General features: G+C 54.9%; 16 protein-coding genes and 2 pseudogenes. 11 read left to right on the top strand and 7 right to left on the bottom strand.

Annotated features, from left to right (window positions below):
• The first annotated feature begins 427 nt into the window (after positions 1 to 427).
• Entirely contained in the window at positions 428 to 1,648 is a 1,221-nt protein-coding gene (locus tag BLU76_RS20730) for a HEAT repeat domain-containing protein (protein WP_092224151.1), read from the top strand.
• 161 nt (positions 1,649 to 1,809) lie between these two features.
• Here the strand turns inward: BLU76_RS20730 and BLU76_RS20725 are convergent.
• Positions 1,810 to 2,240, bottom strand: a pseudogene (locus tag BLU76_RS20725) (DUF4113 domain-containing protein); the annotation flags it as partial.
• A gap of 27 nt (positions 2,241 to 2,267) precedes the next feature.
• Between BLU76_RS20725 and BLU76_RS20720 the strand changes: the two are divergent.
• Positions 2,268 to 3,152, top strand: a complete 885-nt coding sequence (locus tag BLU76_RS20720) for a LysR family transcriptional regulator (protein ID WP_092224149.1) — start codon at positions 2,268 to 2,270, stop codon at positions 3,150 to 3,152.
• A 149-nt stretch (positions 3,153 to 3,301) separates the two neighbouring features.
• Here the strand turns inward: BLU76_RS20720 and BLU76_RS20715 are convergent, their stop codons facing one another.
• Entirely contained in the window at positions 3,302 to 3,787 is a 486-nt protein-coding gene (locus BLU76_RS20715) for a winged helix-turn-helix transcriptional regulator (protein ID WP_092224147.1), read from the bottom strand.
• Positions 3,788 to 4,055: 268 nt separating this feature from the next.
• Here BLU76_RS20715 and BLU76_RS20710 point away from each other — a divergent pair, with 268 nt between their 5' ends.
• The 7 genes from BLU76_RS20710 to BLU76_RS20680 all read left to right on the top strand — a co-directional run bounded on the left by BLU76_RS20710 (position 4,056) and on the right by BLU76_RS20680 (position 9,403).
• Complete coding sequence (locus BLU76_RS20710; RefSeq protein ID WP_063321005.1) at positions 4,056 to 5,039, top strand: MBL fold metallo-hydrolase; 984 nt, start codon at positions 4,056 to 4,058, stop codon at positions 5,037 to 5,039.
• 7 nt (positions 5,040 to 5,046) lie between these two features.
• Positions 5,047 to 5,940 (top strand): alpha/beta hydrolase, encoded by an 894-nt coding sequence (locus BLU76_RS20705; RefSeq protein ID WP_063321004.1) that lies wholly within the window; start codon positions 5,047 to 5,049, stop codon positions 5,938 to 5,940.
• A gap of 52 nt (positions 5,941 to 5,992) precedes the next feature.
• Positions 5,993 to 6,403: a hypothetical protein gene (locus BLU76_RS20700; protein WP_092224145.1), complete on the top strand. Its 411-nt coding sequence runs from the start codon at positions 5,993 to 5,995 to the stop codon at positions 6,401 to 6,403.
• Positions 6,404 to 6,459: 56 nt separating this feature from the next.
• Positions 6,460 to 6,873: a tautomerase family protein gene (locus tag BLU76_RS20695; RefSeq protein ID WP_092224143.1), complete on the top strand. Its 414-nt coding sequence runs from the start codon at positions 6,460 to 6,462 to the stop codon at positions 6,871 to 6,873.
• A 92-nt stretch (positions 6,874 to 6,965) separates the two neighbouring features.
• Complete coding sequence (locus BLU76_RS20690; protein WP_092224141.1) at positions 6,966 to 7,586, top strand: flavin reductase family protein; 621 nt, start codon at positions 6,966 to 6,968, stop codon at positions 7,584 to 7,586.
• 101 nt (positions 7,587 to 7,687) lie between these two features.
• A complete protein-coding gene (locus BLU76_RS20685; RefSeq protein WP_092224139.1) occupies positions 7,688 to 8,584 on the top strand; it encodes an alpha/beta hydrolase in 897 nt (298 codons plus the stop codon).
• Positions 8,585 to 8,614: 30 nt separating this feature from the next.
• Positions 8,615 to 9,403, top strand: a complete 789-nt coding sequence (locus BLU76_RS20680) for an enoyl-CoA hydratase/isomerase family protein (RefSeq protein WP_092224137.1) — start codon at positions 8,615 to 8,617, stop codon at positions 9,401 to 9,403.
• Positions 9,404 to 9,555: 152 nt separating this feature from the next.
• On the opposite strand, the gene BLU76_RS20675 is transcribed toward BLU76_RS20680, so the two are convergent.
• The 4 genes and pseudogenes from BLU76_RS20675 to BLU76_RS20660 form a co-directional block, all read right to left on the bottom strand.
• On the bottom strand, positions 9,556 to 9,867 hold the full coding sequence (locus BLU76_RS20675) for an ArsR/SmtB family transcription factor (RefSeq protein ID WP_092143097.1): 312 nt from the start codon (positions 9,865 to 9,867) through the stop codon (positions 9,556 to 9,558).
• A 59-nt stretch (positions 9,868 to 9,926) separates the two neighbouring features.
• Positions 9,927 to 11,048, bottom strand: a complete 1,122-nt coding sequence (locus BLU76_RS20670; RefSeq protein WP_092143094.1) for an alkene reductase — start codon at positions 11,046 to 11,048, stop codon at positions 9,927 to 9,929.
• A 96-nt stretch (positions 11,049 to 11,144) separates the two neighbouring features.
• Positions 11,145 to 11,504: pseudogene (locus tag BLU76_RS20665) on the bottom strand (IS5/IS1182 family transposase); the annotation flags it as partial.
• A 368-nt stretch (positions 11,505 to 11,872) separates the two neighbouring features.
• Positions 11,873 to 12,478 (bottom strand): TetR/AcrR family transcriptional regulator, encoded by a 606-nt coding sequence (locus BLU76_RS20660; RefSeq protein WP_086936564.1) that lies wholly within the window; start codon positions 12,476 to 12,478, stop codon positions 11,873 to 11,875.
• Positions 12,479 to 12,573: 95 nt separating this feature from the next.
• On the opposite strand from BLU76_RS20660, the gene BLU76_RS20655 reads away from it, so the two are divergent.
• Both BLU76_RS20655 and BLU76_RS20650 read left to right on the top strand, forming a co-directional pair.
• Positions 12,574 to 13,455, top strand: a complete 882-nt coding sequence (locus tag BLU76_RS20655) for an SDR family oxidoreductase (RefSeq protein ID WP_092224135.1) — start codon at positions 12,574 to 12,576, stop codon at positions 13,453 to 13,455.
• Positions 13,456 to 13,676: 221 nt separating this feature from the next.
• Entirely contained in the window at positions 13,677 to 14,069 is a 393-nt protein-coding gene (locus BLU76_RS20650; RefSeq protein ID WP_158265816.1) for an MAPEG family protein, read from the top strand.
• Positions 14,070 to 14,271: 202 nt separating this feature from the next.
• Here BLU76_RS20650 and BLU76_RS20645 read toward each other — a convergent pair whose 3' ends face one another.
• On the bottom strand, positions 14,272 to 15,297 hold the full coding sequence (locus BLU76_RS20645; RefSeq protein ID WP_092143082.1) for a LacI family DNA-binding transcriptional regulator: 1,026 nt from the start codon (positions 15,295 to 15,297) through the stop codon (positions 14,272 to 14,274).
• Between the last annotated feature and the right edge of the window lie 332 nt (positions 15,298 to 15,629).

Genomic DNA, 15,629 nt, shown 5'->3' with positions numbered 1-15,629 from the left:
AAGTAGCAAAATGCAATTATTTAGACATCGCGTTACCAGCGCCACCCTCTGCATTTGTAACGAAACATGTCGAATATTAGATGGACTTTGAGCGATGACAATTTCGCGAGCCAAAAGTACCCATCTAGACGCTGTGTGCTCCCAACTGTGTAAGGGACAGCCTCTCGATGGCAGCAAAAATTAAAATTGAAAACCTGCACCACTTTCAAGAAGAAAGCATTAACAATGCAATTTTCTAGTATGGCCAATTAGCTAGACAAATGTTATACAAATGAAAAGCCTCTGTACAACACCCTCACTTCCGCCGTTGCTGGACAAGTGTCTAGGTGCCGACTAGCGTTGATCCAACCACCACTTTAAGCACATGCACTCATTGGGTTGTTGAGTCTAGTGGTGACTCACTTATAATCAGCAATCCGGAGCAGCCATGAACGACAAGTTAGAGTCCGATAAACGATCAGTTGAGACAGGCCCTATTTTTTACTCAGCCCTAGTTATGGGGTTGATTATGATTGGAATAGGCACCTTTTTCGAAGTAATGCACCTTGGGAACTTCACATTAAAAATTTTCATGTTCTGTACGGGGCTAGGAATAATTCTTGGTGCTTTTGGTTCTAAGGCCAGCGTCACCCTACCGGGCCAATCAATGACGATCATCGGGTGTGCGGCACTCGCAGTCGTCATATTCTTTATAATTTTGGACCGCATGGACGGACGTTACCTACGTATAAAAATAGAGGGGGACACTAGAGAGGCTACGATGGTTTTCGAGGGCGACAATGATTTTTTTGGGTCCCGATTAAAAACCAGTTATGACTTTGTAGTTTTCGACAAGGACATTGTTCGCAAAAAACTGGCTCTCATCGTCAACATTGGTGATAGAGAACAAATATTTAGCTGCATTGATGCTGCTTTATTAAGACCATATCTAGGATCAGGAGATACCCTTCAATGGCGTTACAATTCCCAGGATGCAAGCCTAAACGACGAGACCAATAAATTAATTGCCAAGGTTGGCCCATGCCCCAGTGGGACCAGTACAGGCGTTGTCGTTGAAGTAATGCCCGCTATTGATGGTTCGTCTTGGTCGCTGTTGCAAACGGCTTATGCGGATGAGGAAACTCCAACGGTTGATGAATTAATCAATAATTTGAACTCCGACAGTACCTATGTGAGGCGCGATGCCCGCTCTGAGCTCGGAAAAAAAGGAATGCCCGCTGCAAGACCCCTGTTAACCAAAGTACAGAGCACTGACAGTTCCTATCGAACAAAGCTTGGTGCGCTTGTATCCCTCAATGAAATTGCTCAATCAAATGCTGGCCAAAGCGGAGCACTGAAAGCAGTTGTTGAAGAAGACGATTTGAAGGCTCTGACCAAAGCGTCCGCAAGTGACGACGGCACCGTACGATCCTACGCAACCAATGTCCTAGTCAACTTAAAGGATCCGCGTGCTATTCCTTTGGTCATTCAACAGTTTCCAGAATCAAGCGAAGACGGCCAACGTAACCTGCTAGTGGTCCTTAGTCAGACGGTTCCCCTTGCCGATGAGAAACAGAAACAATCCGCGGCTGAAATTGCTACATCGGTCGAACCGAAAGATGAGGCTACGTCGGTGCTGATTAAATCTATCCAGGCTGCGGCCGAGTGAATCCTTAATCGGAGTAACCGTTAGAACGTATCGGTACCATTAGCGACCTCTCATCATGGTGCAGGCGCAACGGCAAAATGGGTTGCGGCATGGAACAGGCTCTTTGCAAGCTTGAGGCGTACCTCCTCACGCCGGCAAAGAGCCTTTTCTTGCCTGATTTCCTATATCCGGCCTACCGTCCACAGTTGATCCAGCCGCGTCGCCCAATCAGATTGCTCGACACGCTTGCCGCACGTAGCGTTCCCCTTCCCCACCGCTCATTAATCTTATCCAACACAGCCATCACATTGGTCGCCTCTGACGGCAGTGAGACCGCAAACAAATCATCCGTGTACTCGCCTGGCTAACACAGGTTGAGAAGCATGACCTCGACCTTGCTGTACTTAAAACCGGGCCGGTACATACGTTCAAGCGCACCCAACGCTGCCTTGGTCAGCAACCTAACATCGTCGGTGGGGTAAGGCAGGTCCACCACTACTCCATTGGCGAACTTGGCTTCCTCAGTATTGAACATACCCGTACGGAAGCTGACGCGGATTTTCTTGCACACTGAGCCCTGGGCACGAAGCTTCTCCAACGCGCGCATCATGTAGCAATTCAGACCAAATCGGTACCTCTCATGAAACTCGATCCGGTCTCGTTGCGACTCTTTGTCAGCGTCATTGAAGAAGGCACCATTGCTGCCGCCGCCAAACGCGAGCACATCGCAGCGGCGGCGGTCAGCAAACGCCTCAGCGAGCTGGAAGAACTGCTCGACTCGAAACTGCTCAACCGCACCAACAAAGGCATTACCCCGACCGATGCGGGCCTGTCGCTACTGTTCATGGCTCGCAGTGCATTGAACAACCTCAATGAAATCGTCGTGCAGATGCGTGACTACTCCCACGGCCGCCGTGGATCGGTGCATGTCCTGGCCAATATTTCCGCCATCACCCAATTTCTCCCGAGCCTGATCAAGTCGTTCACGGAATTGTATCCACTGATCAACATCAGCCTTGAAGAAAGGCCAAGCCTGGCCGTCACCAAGGCGGTGTCCGAAAATCGCACCGACATCGGCATCTTCACCCGTCTTCCGCACGGTGCCGATATCGAGGTTTTCCCGTTTCGCACCGATCGCCTGGTGTTACTGGTTCCCCTTGGGCATCCGCTGGCGACACGCCACTCTGTCAAATTCAGCGAAACCCCGGATCACGAATACATTGCATTGCGCAGTGGCACTCATCTCAACTTTCAGTTGATCAAGGCGGCCAACGACCTGGGGCGCTCGCTAAGGATCCGAATGGAAGTCTCCAGCTACGACGCGCTATGCCTGACGGTTCAGGCCGGCCTGGGCATTGGCATCATGCCCGAGGGGAGCGCGGCGATTTACAAAATGGACGGAGCGAAGGTGATCAGGCTGGATGAGCCGTGGGCCTCCCGCGAACTCAGCGTATGCGTGAGGTCGCGAACGGCGTTGTCGGTCGCGGCAGGCTTGTTCCTGGAGCACCCGCTCGAAATGGAGTAAGCGATGTCGGGCTCAAAGGCGCGAAGGTAAAATCACCCGTTTATGAACAGCGTGCGCTCGATGACGCCCCATCTCGCGCAAGGCGGAAGCTATTCGAGCATGGATAGCCTTGCACCACATGCTGCATGTCATGACGCCAAAGATGGCTACTAAGTAGCGATCGCCTGCTCGTCGTCGGCCCTGAGCTGGTCCAATACCGAACGCTCCGGACGCGGTGCACCGAGATGCAAGTAACGTAGTTCATCCATAAAGGCACTCCAGAGTGAAGGGCCGCCCTTCTCCAGCACCTCCGCGCGCAAAGACGCTTCCTTGCTCGGCTGCGTATGCCGAACACCCCAGGCAGCCACATGCGCGAGCAGAGGTACCAGCTGTATTGCTGCTTCCGTGAGGCTGTAAATTACTTTCTGCTGGTGATTCGGATCCGGGCATCGTGTCAGCAGGCCAGCCGCGGTCAAGTGCTTCAGCCTACTTGCGAGGATGTTCGTGGCGATGCCTTCCTGGTTTTTCTCCAGCAGGACGCCATAACTGCGTCTGTTCTCGAACATGACATCGCGGATAACGATCAGGCTCCAGCGGTCGCCGATCTGCTCAAGCGTCAGGTTGATCGGGCAGCCCGATCGTCTTGTTTGTTGCACAGCTACTCTCCTTGAATTTCCACTTGCATTGTGCAAGGTGCTCGAATATTATTCAACCACTTGCACAATGCAAGCGCTATGACAGCTCAGGCGGATCGGCAAAAAATCGAACATCCGGGCTTTCATCACGGGTAACACCGGCAATTCGATGCTGCGTATGGCCGGAAAGGCGGTAACAGCGACATGGCACGATGAGTTGGCGTTTTGCTGAAGGTCATCACAGCTGTACGTACCTACATATCCACCACACACAATGGTTAAGAACACGATGAAATTCTCCACCATCACTTCGCGCACCCTACTCGCGGTATCGTTAGCATTCGCGGGCGCCTTCGCTGCTGTAGCTCCGGTCCAAGCTGCTGCGCCGATGCAGCACAAGCAGGTTCCAGGCTTCTATCGCACGATGATTGGCGACTATGAAGTCACCGCGCTCTATGACGGCGGCGGTAGTATCGACTCCAGTCTCCTACACGGTGATCCCGCGCTCATTCAGTCCCTCTTGGCGCGCTCCTTCCAAAACGATCCCAAGCATGTTTCGGCAACCGTCCAAGGCTTCCTCGTCAACACCGGCTCCAAACTCGTTCTCATCGATACCGGTTCAGGCGGTCACTGGGGCCCTCCTACACTGGGCAAGCTCGCGCAGAACTTGAAGGCCTCCGGCTACAAGCCGGAGCAGATTGACCTGGTTCTACTGACTCACCTTCACGCTGACCATGCTGGCGGTATCTACCAAAACGGGAAACGCGTCTTTCCGAACGCGACCGTGATGATGACGAAGGCCGACGCCGATTTCTGGCTGTCGAAGGAAATCATGGCCAAGGCTCCGGAAGAATCGAAAATCTTCTTCAAGGTCGCACAGGATGGCGCCGCGCCTTATATCGCTGCGGGTAAATGGAAGCCGTACGAAGGCATGGCCGAAATCGTTCCCGGCATTGCACCGTATGCCATTCCCGGCCACACGCCCGGTCACACCGGCTACATGATTTCCTCAAAGGGTCAGTCGCTGCTCATCTGGGGCGACGTAGCTCATGTTGGCGCCGTCCAAATGCCGCACCCGGAAATCAGCATCGTCTTCGACTCAGACAGCGCGTCGGCGGTCAAAACGCGTGAAGACCTGCTGGTGAAACTCGCTGCGGACAAGACGATGATTGCCGCAGCCCACATGCCGTTCCCTGGCCTGGGCCGTCTTCGCAAAGCCGACAACGGCGAAGGCTACGACTGGGTACCGGCGACTTTCCTCAACCTGGAGTGAACTGACCATGACTTACGATTCATCTTCCGTCCGTGAGCTTCGGGATGCGATGTTTGCCTTCGACTTTGCGCATCCCGTACGCACCATCGAGACGCTCCGCGTCGGCATGGAGGCCATTTCACAAGCGAACCCGCCGGCGGCCGACCTAACCGTCGAGACGATCCAACTCGGTGGCGTAGCTGCGGTGGCGATTACGGCTCCTGGCGCTTCCAAGGACCGAGTCATCTACCATTTCCATGGTGGTGGCTGGGTGGCTGGCTCTCCTTCCTCGCATTTAGGCATGCTTGGGGAGCTGTCTCGAGCGGCAAAGTCCCAGGTCATCGTTCTGGACCACTCCAAGGCACCTGAACACCCATTTCCGGCATCCTACGACGAGTCCATCCGCGGCTACGAAGCACTGCGTGCGCTTGGCAAACCATTCGCCGTGACAGGTGACTCCAGTGGCGGAGGCATGGCTCTCAACGTTCTGGCCTATGCAGCCTCGAAAGGCCACAAGGACGCGCGAGCAGCGCTACTCATTAGCCCATGGGCAGACTTGACGCTGACGCTGCCCTCGTTAACGCAACTGGCTCACCGCGACCCAATGGTCAACGCAAGCGCGATGCGGGAGATGGTAGCGGCTTACGCTGGCAACCACGATTTGAAGGATCCGCGCATCTCGCCCCTGTTCGCCGACATGCACGGTTTTCCTCCGCTGCTCATACATGTCGGAAGCGACGAAGTACTTCTCGACGACGCGCTTGAAATTGACCGAAAGGTGCGCGCGGCCGGTGGCGAATCGCACCTTGAGGTGTGGCCGGAGATGTTGCACGTCTGGCACATTCAAACAGCCTCTTTGCCCCAGGCCCACGACGCGCTCCAGAGAGCCGGCGAGTTTCTCATCGGGCACCTCGCTGACTAGCACGCGCACGCACACACACTGCAAAACTGCAGACACTCGATAGGAGATTGTAATGACTACTGACACCAACCCACCGGGAACAGCATGGATGCAAATCGTCAAGAAGAAAGGAACGAGCGACTTCGCGAAGTCGTTCACTGCTGACGCCAGCCTTCAGACCTCAGCCCTAAGCAAGACGGTGGTCGGCCCGACATCCATCGGGGCATTCTTTGCCGCGACGAGCACGATGTACGAAGACTTCGTGTTCACCGCGGAGGCGGTTGACGGTGCGAAGACTTACCTTGAGTGGGATGCCATCCACGGTGGTAAGCCGGTCGCCGGCACCACCATCATCACTCGGAATGAGTCTGGCCTCGTCCACAATATCAAGCTCTTTCAAAGCCCGTTCCCCGTCGTTCGTGAGTTCTCGGCGGGCCTGAAAGAGCGACTCGAAGAAACACTCGGTCAAGATTTCTTTAGCTAAGTCGGGGCCAACTCGTCGCCGCGTATTAGCTGAACGACACAACTGAGGAAACGCTCATGCCAGTTTTTCACGCCCACATTCCAGCTCGGAAATTCTCTAGCGAAGAGAAACGCGCGCTGGCGGATGCCTTGAATCTCGCTCTTCATGAAGCCATGGATACGCCCAAGGATGACCGCTTCGTCATCATCAGTGAGCACAAGGACGATGAGCTTTTCATCCATCCGACTTTTCCTGACATGAAGAGATCTGACAAGCGCATGGTCGTAACGGTGACGATAGGCTCGAGCAGGACAGTGGAGCAGAAGCGCAAGCTCGCGGAGTTGGTCACCCGTTACGCGGTAGAAAAAGTGGGCGTCAGCCAGGACGACGTCAGCCTGATCATGTATGCCGTTCCCTTGGAGAACATGAGCTTCGGCGGTGGCAAGCTGGTCTCTGACATTGACCTCTCCATGCCTTGGGTAAACAAGTAAGAAATACGAACGCCGCCCCGTTCTTTGGAAATGGCGCAGCAGAATTGACTCGAGCAGGTGGCAGTCCTTGCGCGCGCCCAAAGAGGTAAGCTATGAACGATTGGCATTTCTACGAACCGGCACAGGGACATTCCCTGCGGCACGATCCGCTCAACGCCATCGTCGCTCCGCGCCCGATCGGCTGGATCAGTACTGTCTCCAACGATGGCGTACGTAACCTCGCTCCCTACAGCTTTTTTAACCTGTTCAGCTACAAGCCGCCGATTATCGGCTTTTGCTCGCTTGGTGCGAAGGACTCGCTCGCCAATGCGCGTGCGACCGGCGAGTTCGTATGGAATCTGGCGACGCGAGAACTCGCAGAGGCAATGAACGCCTCTGCAGCGATGGCGCCAGCGGACATCGATGAATTCGAGTTGGCCAAGTTGGAGACGCTGCCCTCCGCAAAAGTACGGCCATCGCGCGTTGCGGCCAGCCCGGTGCAGTTCGAGTGCGTGGTCACCCAGATCGTGCAGCTTGAGGCGCAAGGCGGTGCGGCGCTCCCGGCGTGGCTGGTGTTGGGCGAAGTAGTAGCGATCCACATTGACCAGCAACTGATCAAGAACGGCGTATATCAGACTGCGCAGGCGCGTCCGATCCTGCGCGGAGGTGGGCCGGCCGACTATTTCGAAATCGGCGCGGAGCAACTCTTCACGCTCGAGCGACCAGGCAATTGACCAGGCATCGAGTGACCGAGGCAAAAGGGTGGACGGCATGAACTGCCGCTGCGCATAGGGTTTACGGCGCCGCCTGACCTCTTTATACAAGGAGAACTTCCATGTTTCGACGTACCGATATCGCGTTCGAAGCCGAGGGCGGCGTCACGCTGCGCGGCTGGCTCTATGTTCCCATCGGCGGCACCGCCCCCTATCCTGCCATCACCATGGCGCATGGTTATGCCGGCGTGAAGGAGCACGGCCTAGAACCATTCGCTGAGCAGTTTGCCTCCAACGGCTTTGTCGTCCTCCTGCACGATCACCGTAACTTCGGCGCCAGCGAAGGCACGCCGCGCCAGGATATCGACCCATGGTGTCAGATCGCCGATTGGCGGCGCGCGATCAGCTTCCTCGAAGACCAGGAAGCCGTCGACGCGAAGCGCATCGGCTTATGGGGCACGAGCTATTCCGGCGGTCACGCACTCGTGCTTGGCGCAACCGAACGACGCTTGCGTGCGGTCGTCGCGCAGGTGCCGACGATCAGCGGCTTCGAGCAAGGACTGCGCCGCATTCCGCCCGATGCGGTCGCCGCCATCGAGGATGCCTTCGCGGCGGACGAGCGCGCGCAAGCACGCGGCGAGCCGCCGCGTAGACAGGCAATTGTCAGCGCCGATCCGGCCGTCCCTGCTTCGTACCGCACCAAGGAAGCCGTCGAGTTTTATCTGCAGCCCGTACCCGACGGCGCCTGGGAGAACAGCGTCACGGTGCGCTCGACGCGCGCTGCGCGCATGTACGAACCGGGCACGTGGATTGCGCGCGTGTCCCCCACGCCACTGCTGATGGTCGTCGCGCTGCAGGACACGATCACGCTGACCGATCTTGAGCTGGCCGCCTACGAGCGTGCCCTTGAGCCAAAGCGCCTCGTGACGATTCCCGGCGGCCACTTCGATCCCTACATCACCAGATTCGATCAATCAAGTACCGCCGCGCTGGACTGGTTCAAGGAACACCTCGCCTAACTTCAGCTTGCGACAACGCAGGAGCCCGACATGTCTCATCTCACCCATACCATCGAGAACGGCATAGCAACGATCATTCTTGATCGCTCGCCGCAAAACCGCATCGACGACCAGATGGTTGACGAACTGGCTACGGCAGTCAGCGCGATCGAACGCAGCGACGCACGCGTCGTGCTGGTGCGCGCCGAGGGCGAGAACTTCAGCTTTGGCGGCGACATCACGTCCTGGCCCGATGACACCCCCCGCCAGTTGCGTGCACGCTTCGAGGGTTACATGGACGTCTTCAATCGCTTCGAACGTCTGCCCTTGCCTGTCATTGCCGTGGTGCAGGGCTTGTGCGCAGGCGGTGGTTTCGAACTGGCGTTGCGTGCCGATGTAATCTTTGCCGCCGAAAGCGCAACATTCTGCCATCCGGAACAGTCGCTTGCCTTAGTGACCCTGTTGGGCGGCATCTACCGCGTCGCCGAACGCGCGGGACGCGTACGAGCCATGGAATGGGCGCTGACTTCCGAGCGTGTCCCCGCTGCGACGATGGAGCGCTTCGGCGTCATCAACCGCGTCATCGCCGATGCCGAACTGCTTGCAGCGGCGCATGCCTTCGCCGCGAAGTTCGTGCACGGCCCCACACGCGCCCACGCCGCTCACAAGGCCTTGCTGCGCGCCTGGGCCAACGGCGGCATCCAGGCGGCCGACGATGTGATGTTCAACATTGCCATGCCCTTGTTCGAGACAGAAGACGTGAAGAACGGGCTTGCTTCGGCCATCAAGGCCCTGAAGGCCGGTACGCCGCGCCTGGAGCTCGAATTCAAGGGTCATTGATTTCCGCTACGCAAACCGACTCAAGGAGCGGAACGTGCGCGATTAGCCGTGGAGAGAGGCCAGTAGGCCACCCGGCGCAAACAAGTCACGGACCAGCAAGGGCCCATCGCTTGTTGGCGCTGATACGATTTTGCCCCAGGCCGCCGCAGGGCTCAGACGTCCAGCTCGGAATGCAATTCGGACAACGCGGCAAAAAGTTGCTCATCGTTCCGCTTGTAGTACGTCCATTTTCCAACTTTTGTTGCTGTCACGAAATCCATGTCTTGAAGAACCTTCAGGCAAAGGGATGTCGCAGGTTGCGACATCCCCGCTTTGTCCTGAATCAAGCTTGCGCATACACCGTATACGCTGAAGTCGTAGAGCTGGCTGTAGCTCTTGAAAGACTCGTGGGGGTTTGCCAGCCACGCGAGGACAGCTCGTCGGGTCGGATGAGACAAGACCTTAAGTGCTTCGCTTAACTCCATAAACCTTGAACCTTGACTCTAATGTGGGGCTGCCCCCAGTTGGGTGACCCCGCACGCTGTCAGGCGCTGTGCGGATAGTCGGTGTATCCCCGCTCCCCACCGCCATACAGAGTTGAAGGATCCACGGGGTTGAGGGGGTGGTTTTCTTTGAAACGTAGTGGCAAATCCGGATTTGCTATAAACGTACGTCCGAAGCCGAAAAAGTCGCCGTAACCCGTCGAGAGAATACGTTTGGCTTTCTCATGAGTGTAGTTACCGGCATACATGATCGGGCCCGAGAACGTCTCACGCAGTGCCTGCCGGAATGAGTCTGGAAGATCAGGGCTATTGTCCCAATCTGCTTCTGCAATTGAAAGGTACCCGATGCGCAGGCCTTCCAGCATTTTGGTCGCTTCGACGTAGGTCTCTTGCGGATCTTTTTCGACCAGCCCCAAATAGACCCGTTCTTCATCCGTCGATTCAAATAATGGCGCGAAGCGTACACCAACGCGCTCGCTTGCGAATACACCAATGACCGCTTCAGTCACTTCACGTAAGAACCGCAGCCGGTTTGTGAGAGATCCCCCGTACTCGTCAGTTCTGCAATTAGTGTGTTCTGAGATGAATTGGTTGATGAGGTATCCGTTCGCGCAGTGCAGCTCAACGCCGTCGAACCCCGCACGCTTCGCATTTTGAGCCGCTCGGCGATAAAGCTCTACCAACTCCTTGACCTGGAGAGTGGTCAATTCTTGCGGCATGCTCGGATCTGCTAACTGTCCTTCGTTAGGGCCGGTTTCAATGAACACTTTAACGTTGGTGGCACGGATAGCTGAAGGGGCAACTGGAGGCTGATTATCGGGTTGCAAACTGACGTGGGAAACACGACCAACGTGCCAGAGTTGGCAGAAGATGGTGCCGCCCTCGGCATGAACGGCTTCGGTCACCTGGCGCCAACCTTCGACCTGTTCGTCACTGTAAATACCGGGTGTCCAAGCATAGCCTTGGCCACGTGGCTCGATTTGAGAGCCTTCGGTGACCATGAAGCCAGCTGTAGCGCGTTGGCGGTAGTACGCTGCCATGAGCGAGTTCGGTACGTTACCTGGCTGCGAGCTTCTGGAGCGAGTGAGTGGGGGTAGGACGATACGATTTCGAAGCACCATGCTGCCAAGGTTCATAGCATCAAAAAGACTGCGAGAGGACATTGTTGAGCTCATAGGGGTAGTTGAGTGTGCAAACACATTAACACATAAGAATGTACTAATGTGTAGCGGCGACGCATTCATCTGTATTCAAAGCGCCTAGGCACTGTACGAAAAGTACTGTCTCAAACACCGCATGGCGCAAGCCAGTGAGACCATCGCCGCATAAGTTTTCGCGAGCTTGTCGAAGCGCGCAACGATGCGGCCGTTCTCCTTCAGCCAGCTGAGCATGCACTCAATGATGTTGCGTTGTCGGTATTTGGGGCGATCACAAAGTCTCGGTAATCCTGGCTTGGATTTGCGCTTCATCGTGCGCAGCGGGATAACCGGCTGCATCCGATAGCGGTCGCAGTAGCGCCGCAACGCTACGCCATTGGCATCGCACAGCATGTGAATCTTCGTCATCAGGCCGACCCGGCTTCGTCCGAGGGCATGATCTTGCGGTTCTTTAGCAGCGCCCGAGCAGAGCACCAGAACACTGGGCTCCTGCCTTTGATGGACGCGGACTTTACTGAGTCCCGACGATTGCTGGGTTCAAATGAGTTTCAGCTGATTTCGTACAAAACCCTCGCATGGCTGGGTACGCCCAAGAGCCTGAACTCGGCTTTTTCAGCACCACAAAGCACTATTAATTTCTTATACGCAGACACCCTAACGCCCCACTCACCGGAGTTTCGGGGCGCGAAGCGAGAATATTCTCATGCGCCGTGAATTATTATGAATGGCTCTGCAAATATCAATCAAACAGTATCCAGATAAGCCACTTTTTTATCCCAGACGAACGAATACCTGCTTCTACAGAAACACTGGGCTGAGAGGCATGCTCATCAGAACACAGAAAAAGCGACTAACAGCATCTTCTTTACAATCTGCGGATCCTCGCCACGAGATATCTGTGACGCAGCATTACTTAATTGCGCATCAATATAGATAGATGCAAACTCTGATGACATGTCTGCAGAGAATTCACATTTGGCTTTTGCACGCTCCACCCATTTCCTGTAAGCCGTTAATGCTTGCTCTTGAATGAAATCGATTTGTGCTCGTGTTGCCTCACCCAAGTGCATGCGTGATTCGCGCATCTTTATCAAAAGACATCCCTTTGGTATCCCTTGACTGTCACTCACCGAGGTGGCGAATGACACCAGGCTGTCAAGCATCTCTCGAAACGGCTTTTCTGCCTTTAACATCTCCAGCACAGAATCCAGCTCCTGTTCCTGATATTTAAGAATAACGGCTTTCATCAAGCCATCTTCATTCCAAAATTCACGATAAAGACCTGGCTTCGATATATCGCACCTTCTGCAAATTTCATTAAGGGATAAGCTGCGTACGCCCTCTTTCCAATAGGCTTCCATTGCCACATCCAAAACGTGATCACGGTCCAGGGTCTTAGGTCGTCCCCTTGAAGGCTTTGTCGGATTTAAGCTCATTTTGTACCACCTGGTATTTTAACTTGACACACGGCACCCTCCCCTCCTATTTTGTACCGAATGGTACTTAATAGACAACCCAGCGGGAAAGAAAAATGAGCGAAGCCAAAAAAAGCGTCATCATCACCGGTAGCAGCAGTGGATTTGGCCTAAAAGCAGTGAAAGACTTTGCAGACAAGGGCTACCAAGTGTTCGCCACCATGCGTGGCACAGAAGGCAAGAACGCCGCAGTCAAGACCGCGCTGGAAGCGTATAGCAACCTCATCCATGTCGTAGATATGGATGTCACCAGCGACGAATCCGTCAAGACAGCCATTGCTGGTGTGCTGGCTAAAGCGGGCAAGATTGATATTTTGATTAACAATGCAGGCGTAATGTACCTGGGTATTACGGAGGCATTTAGCATTGCCCAAGCCAGGGAGCAGATGGAAACCAACTACTATGGCGCCATGCGCATTATACAGGCTGTCTTGCCCGCTATGCGGGAAGCCAAATCCGGTCTGATCATTAACACCTCATCAATGGTCGGCCAGATTTCGGCGCCGTATTTCTCTACATACGCCGCCACCAAGCACGCTCTGGAAGGCTACGTCCAAGGCTTACGTTACGAAGTGGCGCCCTTCGGTATTGATGTTGCCATCGTGCAACCAGGCCCGTTCCCTACTGGTCTGAGTGCTGGAGGGCAAGCGCCTTCCCGTCTTGACGTACTGGAGAGCTATGGTGACTTGGCAAAGATACCTGATGCTATGTTCGCAGAATTCGCGAAATTCATGCAGTCTGACCAGGCACCAGATCCACAGTTGGTCGTCGATACTTATTTAGCGTTAGCAGATATGCCTGCCGGCAAACGTCCTACACGCACAGCGGTAGGCATGGTTTGGGGTGTTGATGAAATTAACGCTGCCAAACAACCCATTCAAGACCGTGTTTTAAAAGAAATGCAACTAGAGAATATTTTAGGCGGCGCTGACGCGTAATTCCCTGTAACAGGGCAAGCTATTCCTTGCCCTGTTTCAGCTAAATATCACAATCGCACTCCTTCTTTGGGAAACGTCCAATAGCAGTTCTTTAGCTCCGATTAGCGCAGCGCAATTGAAGAGCAAAGATCTAAGCGCCAACAGCCTTCGCGGGGTGCATACGCTTCGAGGCGAGCAATTTTAGCCACTAGTTAGGCCCCTTGCGGGGCAGGGAGCATACAGTGAAGGTTACACTTCTCTACGGTGGCCTACTTGCAATCTTATTCATTGCACTAAGTGCCCGAGTAATTATTGGAAGAATGGGGCCTGGCAGCCCTAGCCTTGGCGACGGTGGCAATTCCGTCATGTTTCGGCGCATTAGAGGACATGGCAATTTCGCTGAGTACGTTCCACTGGCGCTCGTGCTGATTGGATTTCTAGAATTAACCGGCTCACCGCAATGGCAACTACACACGCTCGGTTCAGTACTACTTGTTGGACGCATTCTACATGGCTACGCACTTTCGTTTACAGACGACAATTCTTTTGGTCGTAACGCCGGCATTTTTGCAACTCTTTTAGTACTGTCCACCTCGGCCGTGCTTTGCATTTGCAGGTATTTTGGTGGCGTCTAATTAGGCGTGCAACGCGACCTTTTTTCGGGCTGTAACTACCGTCCTGGAGCCCAGTCAAAATGTTCTTCGGGGATCCGGATAGTCTGTAATCGTATCGGCTGCATGGCAAGGAGCACCGTTTCTCGATCGGTACTGACTCCGACATAGGCCTCCATCCTTGGTTTTGCTGAGGGACACGGTTGGGTAGAACGCAACGTTGGCCTTACGCACCACAGTTATATCGAGTGTGAATCAAGATCTGTGTTGAGGGTGGCGCGCTCGCCGCGCCCTCGATCGCTCCTCGTATCCAGCGCACCGCTGCGGCCGTCTCGCCAACGAAATCATGAGAGATAACGTAATCCATGACACCGGACTCCAGCATCGCCCGCGTATGAACCGTAAGCTCATGGCCGACGAAAATAGGCCGATCCTCAGCCGCAATGGTATCTATTGCGCAAGCAACGCCCCGATTGGCGCCGGCCACGTTGTAGATGGCTGCCGGGTAGTCGTGTTTGGAAAAGTAACGCGTCAATTGTTCAGTCGTGGTCTGAGGGCGATCATCGGACATCACCCGCTCGTCGATCTTCAGATAGGGAAACTCCGAGCGGAGCACCCGGCGAAACCCCATCTCCCGCTCTTGCTGACAACGAAACGGCACACTGGTCACCAGCAGGATTTTCGCGGGCTCTTTAGGTAACGCATTGCCGATCAGTAACCCGGCGACACTGCCTGCCGCATATTGATCATTGCCAACATAGGCGCTACGCCCGGAGTTAGGCAGGTCGGTGGTCAGGCACACAACTGGAATACCCAGGCTGCAGAGTTTGCGAATCGCTCGGTTGATCGCCGGATGCTCGCGCGATACGACGATCACCCCATCCGCCGAGGCGCCCTGCGCCTGAACCTGATCAGCAAACGTGGCGGGATCGACCTGGTTGGTCGGTTCATAGTAGCCATGCACCACGACACCTGGCGTCGAAGCGTTCACCAATGCCTCGGCGTCAGCCAATGTTGCATTGAAGGTTTCGCCCGAATCGCAAAAGAGCTTGATCTGCAACGTTGCCATGCCATCAGCCAAGTCCTTCTTTAGCTTATCCAGCGCCGCCAGCACTTTCAGACGGGTGTTTTCTCGCACGCCGGGGCGGTTATTCAGCACGCGGTCGACGGTGGCTGCTCCGACCCTGGCCACCTTGGCGACCTGTTGAACGGTGGGCCCCTTCCATAAACGCGCCGATGTTTGCATGGTCATATAGCCCGCTCTCTCTTGATGTCATTTACATCATATACGTATTACTGATGGCTGTTTTCAAGAGCAATGAAAACCACTACTACACCTTCAAATTTGAGGTTTTTCACATCATAAATAGCCTATGGCGCGCCTTGATGATTGCTTGTTCGGTGCTAATAATCGAGGCACAACAAACACAACAAACCGCCAGGATAGTCCCATGAATAACTCGCCTCATCGGTTGGTTTCGACCGCCACGGCTACGCCGCTTATGGCCACATACATCTCCCTTCCCAGTCCACACGCACGCGAGTTCGACGTTGCGTTGATGACTGTCGCCCATTGATAGGTCG

It is taken from the genome of Pseudomonas sp. NFACC08-1 (genome assembly GCF_900106735.1).
Classification (GTDB): Bacteria; Pseudomonadota; Gammaproteobacteria; order Pseudomonadales; family Pseudomonadaceae; genus Aquipseudomonas; species Aquipseudomonas fluorescens_Q.
This window is presented reverse-complemented; position numbering and strand designations above follow the sequence as displayed.

Coding starts and splice junctions, on each gene's coding strand:
- BLU76_RS20730 (WP_092224151.1), top strand. CDS start 428: ATGAACGACAAGTTAGAGTCCGATAAACGATCAGTTGAGACAGGCCCT.
- BLU76_RS20720 (WP_092224149.1), top strand. CDS start 2,268: ATGAAACTCGATCCGGTCTCGTTGCGACTCTTTGTCAGCGTCATTGAA.
- BLU76_RS20710 (WP_063321005.1), top strand. CDS start 4,056: ATGAAATTCTCCACCATCACTTCGCGCACCCTACTCGCGGTATCGTTA.
- BLU76_RS20705 (WP_063321004.1), top strand. CDS start 5,047: ATGACTTACGATTCATCTTCCGTCCGTGAGCTTCGGGATGCGATGTTT.
- BLU76_RS20700 (WP_092224145.1), top strand. CDS start 5,993: ATGACTACTGACACCAACCCACCGGGAACAGCATGGATGCAAATCGTC.
- BLU76_RS20695 (WP_092224143.1), top strand. CDS start 6,460: ATGCCAGTTTTTCACGCCCACATTCCAGCTCGGAAATTCTCTAGCGAA.
- BLU76_RS20690 (WP_092224141.1), top strand. CDS start 6,966: ATGAACGATTGGCATTTCTACGAACCGGCACAGGGACATTCCCTGCGG.
- BLU76_RS20685 (WP_092224139.1), top strand. CDS start 7,688: ATGTTTCGACGTACCGATATCGCGTTCGAAGCCGAGGGCGGCGTCACG.
- BLU76_RS20680 (WP_092224137.1), top strand. CDS start 8,615: ATGTCTCATCTCACCCATACCATCGAGAACGGCATAGCAACGATCATT.
- BLU76_RS20675 (WP_092143097.1), bottom strand. CDS start 9,867: ATGGAGTTAAGCGAAGCACTTAAGGTCTTGTCTCATCCGACCCGACGA.
- BLU76_RS20670 (WP_092143094.1), bottom strand. CDS start 11,048: ATGTCCTCTCGCAGTCTTTTTGATGCTATGAACCTTGGCAGCATGGTG.
- BLU76_RS20660 (WP_086936564.1), bottom strand. CDS start 12,478: ATGAGCTTAAATCCGACAAAGCCTTCAAGGGGACGACCTAAGACCCTG.
- BLU76_RS20655 (WP_092224135.1), top strand. CDS start 12,574: ATGAGCGAAGCCAAAAAAAGCGTCATCATCACCGGTAGCAGCAGTGGA.
- BLU76_RS20645 (WP_092143082.1), bottom strand. CDS start 15,297: ATGACCATGCAAACATCGGCGCGTTTATGGAAGGGGCCCACCGTTCAA.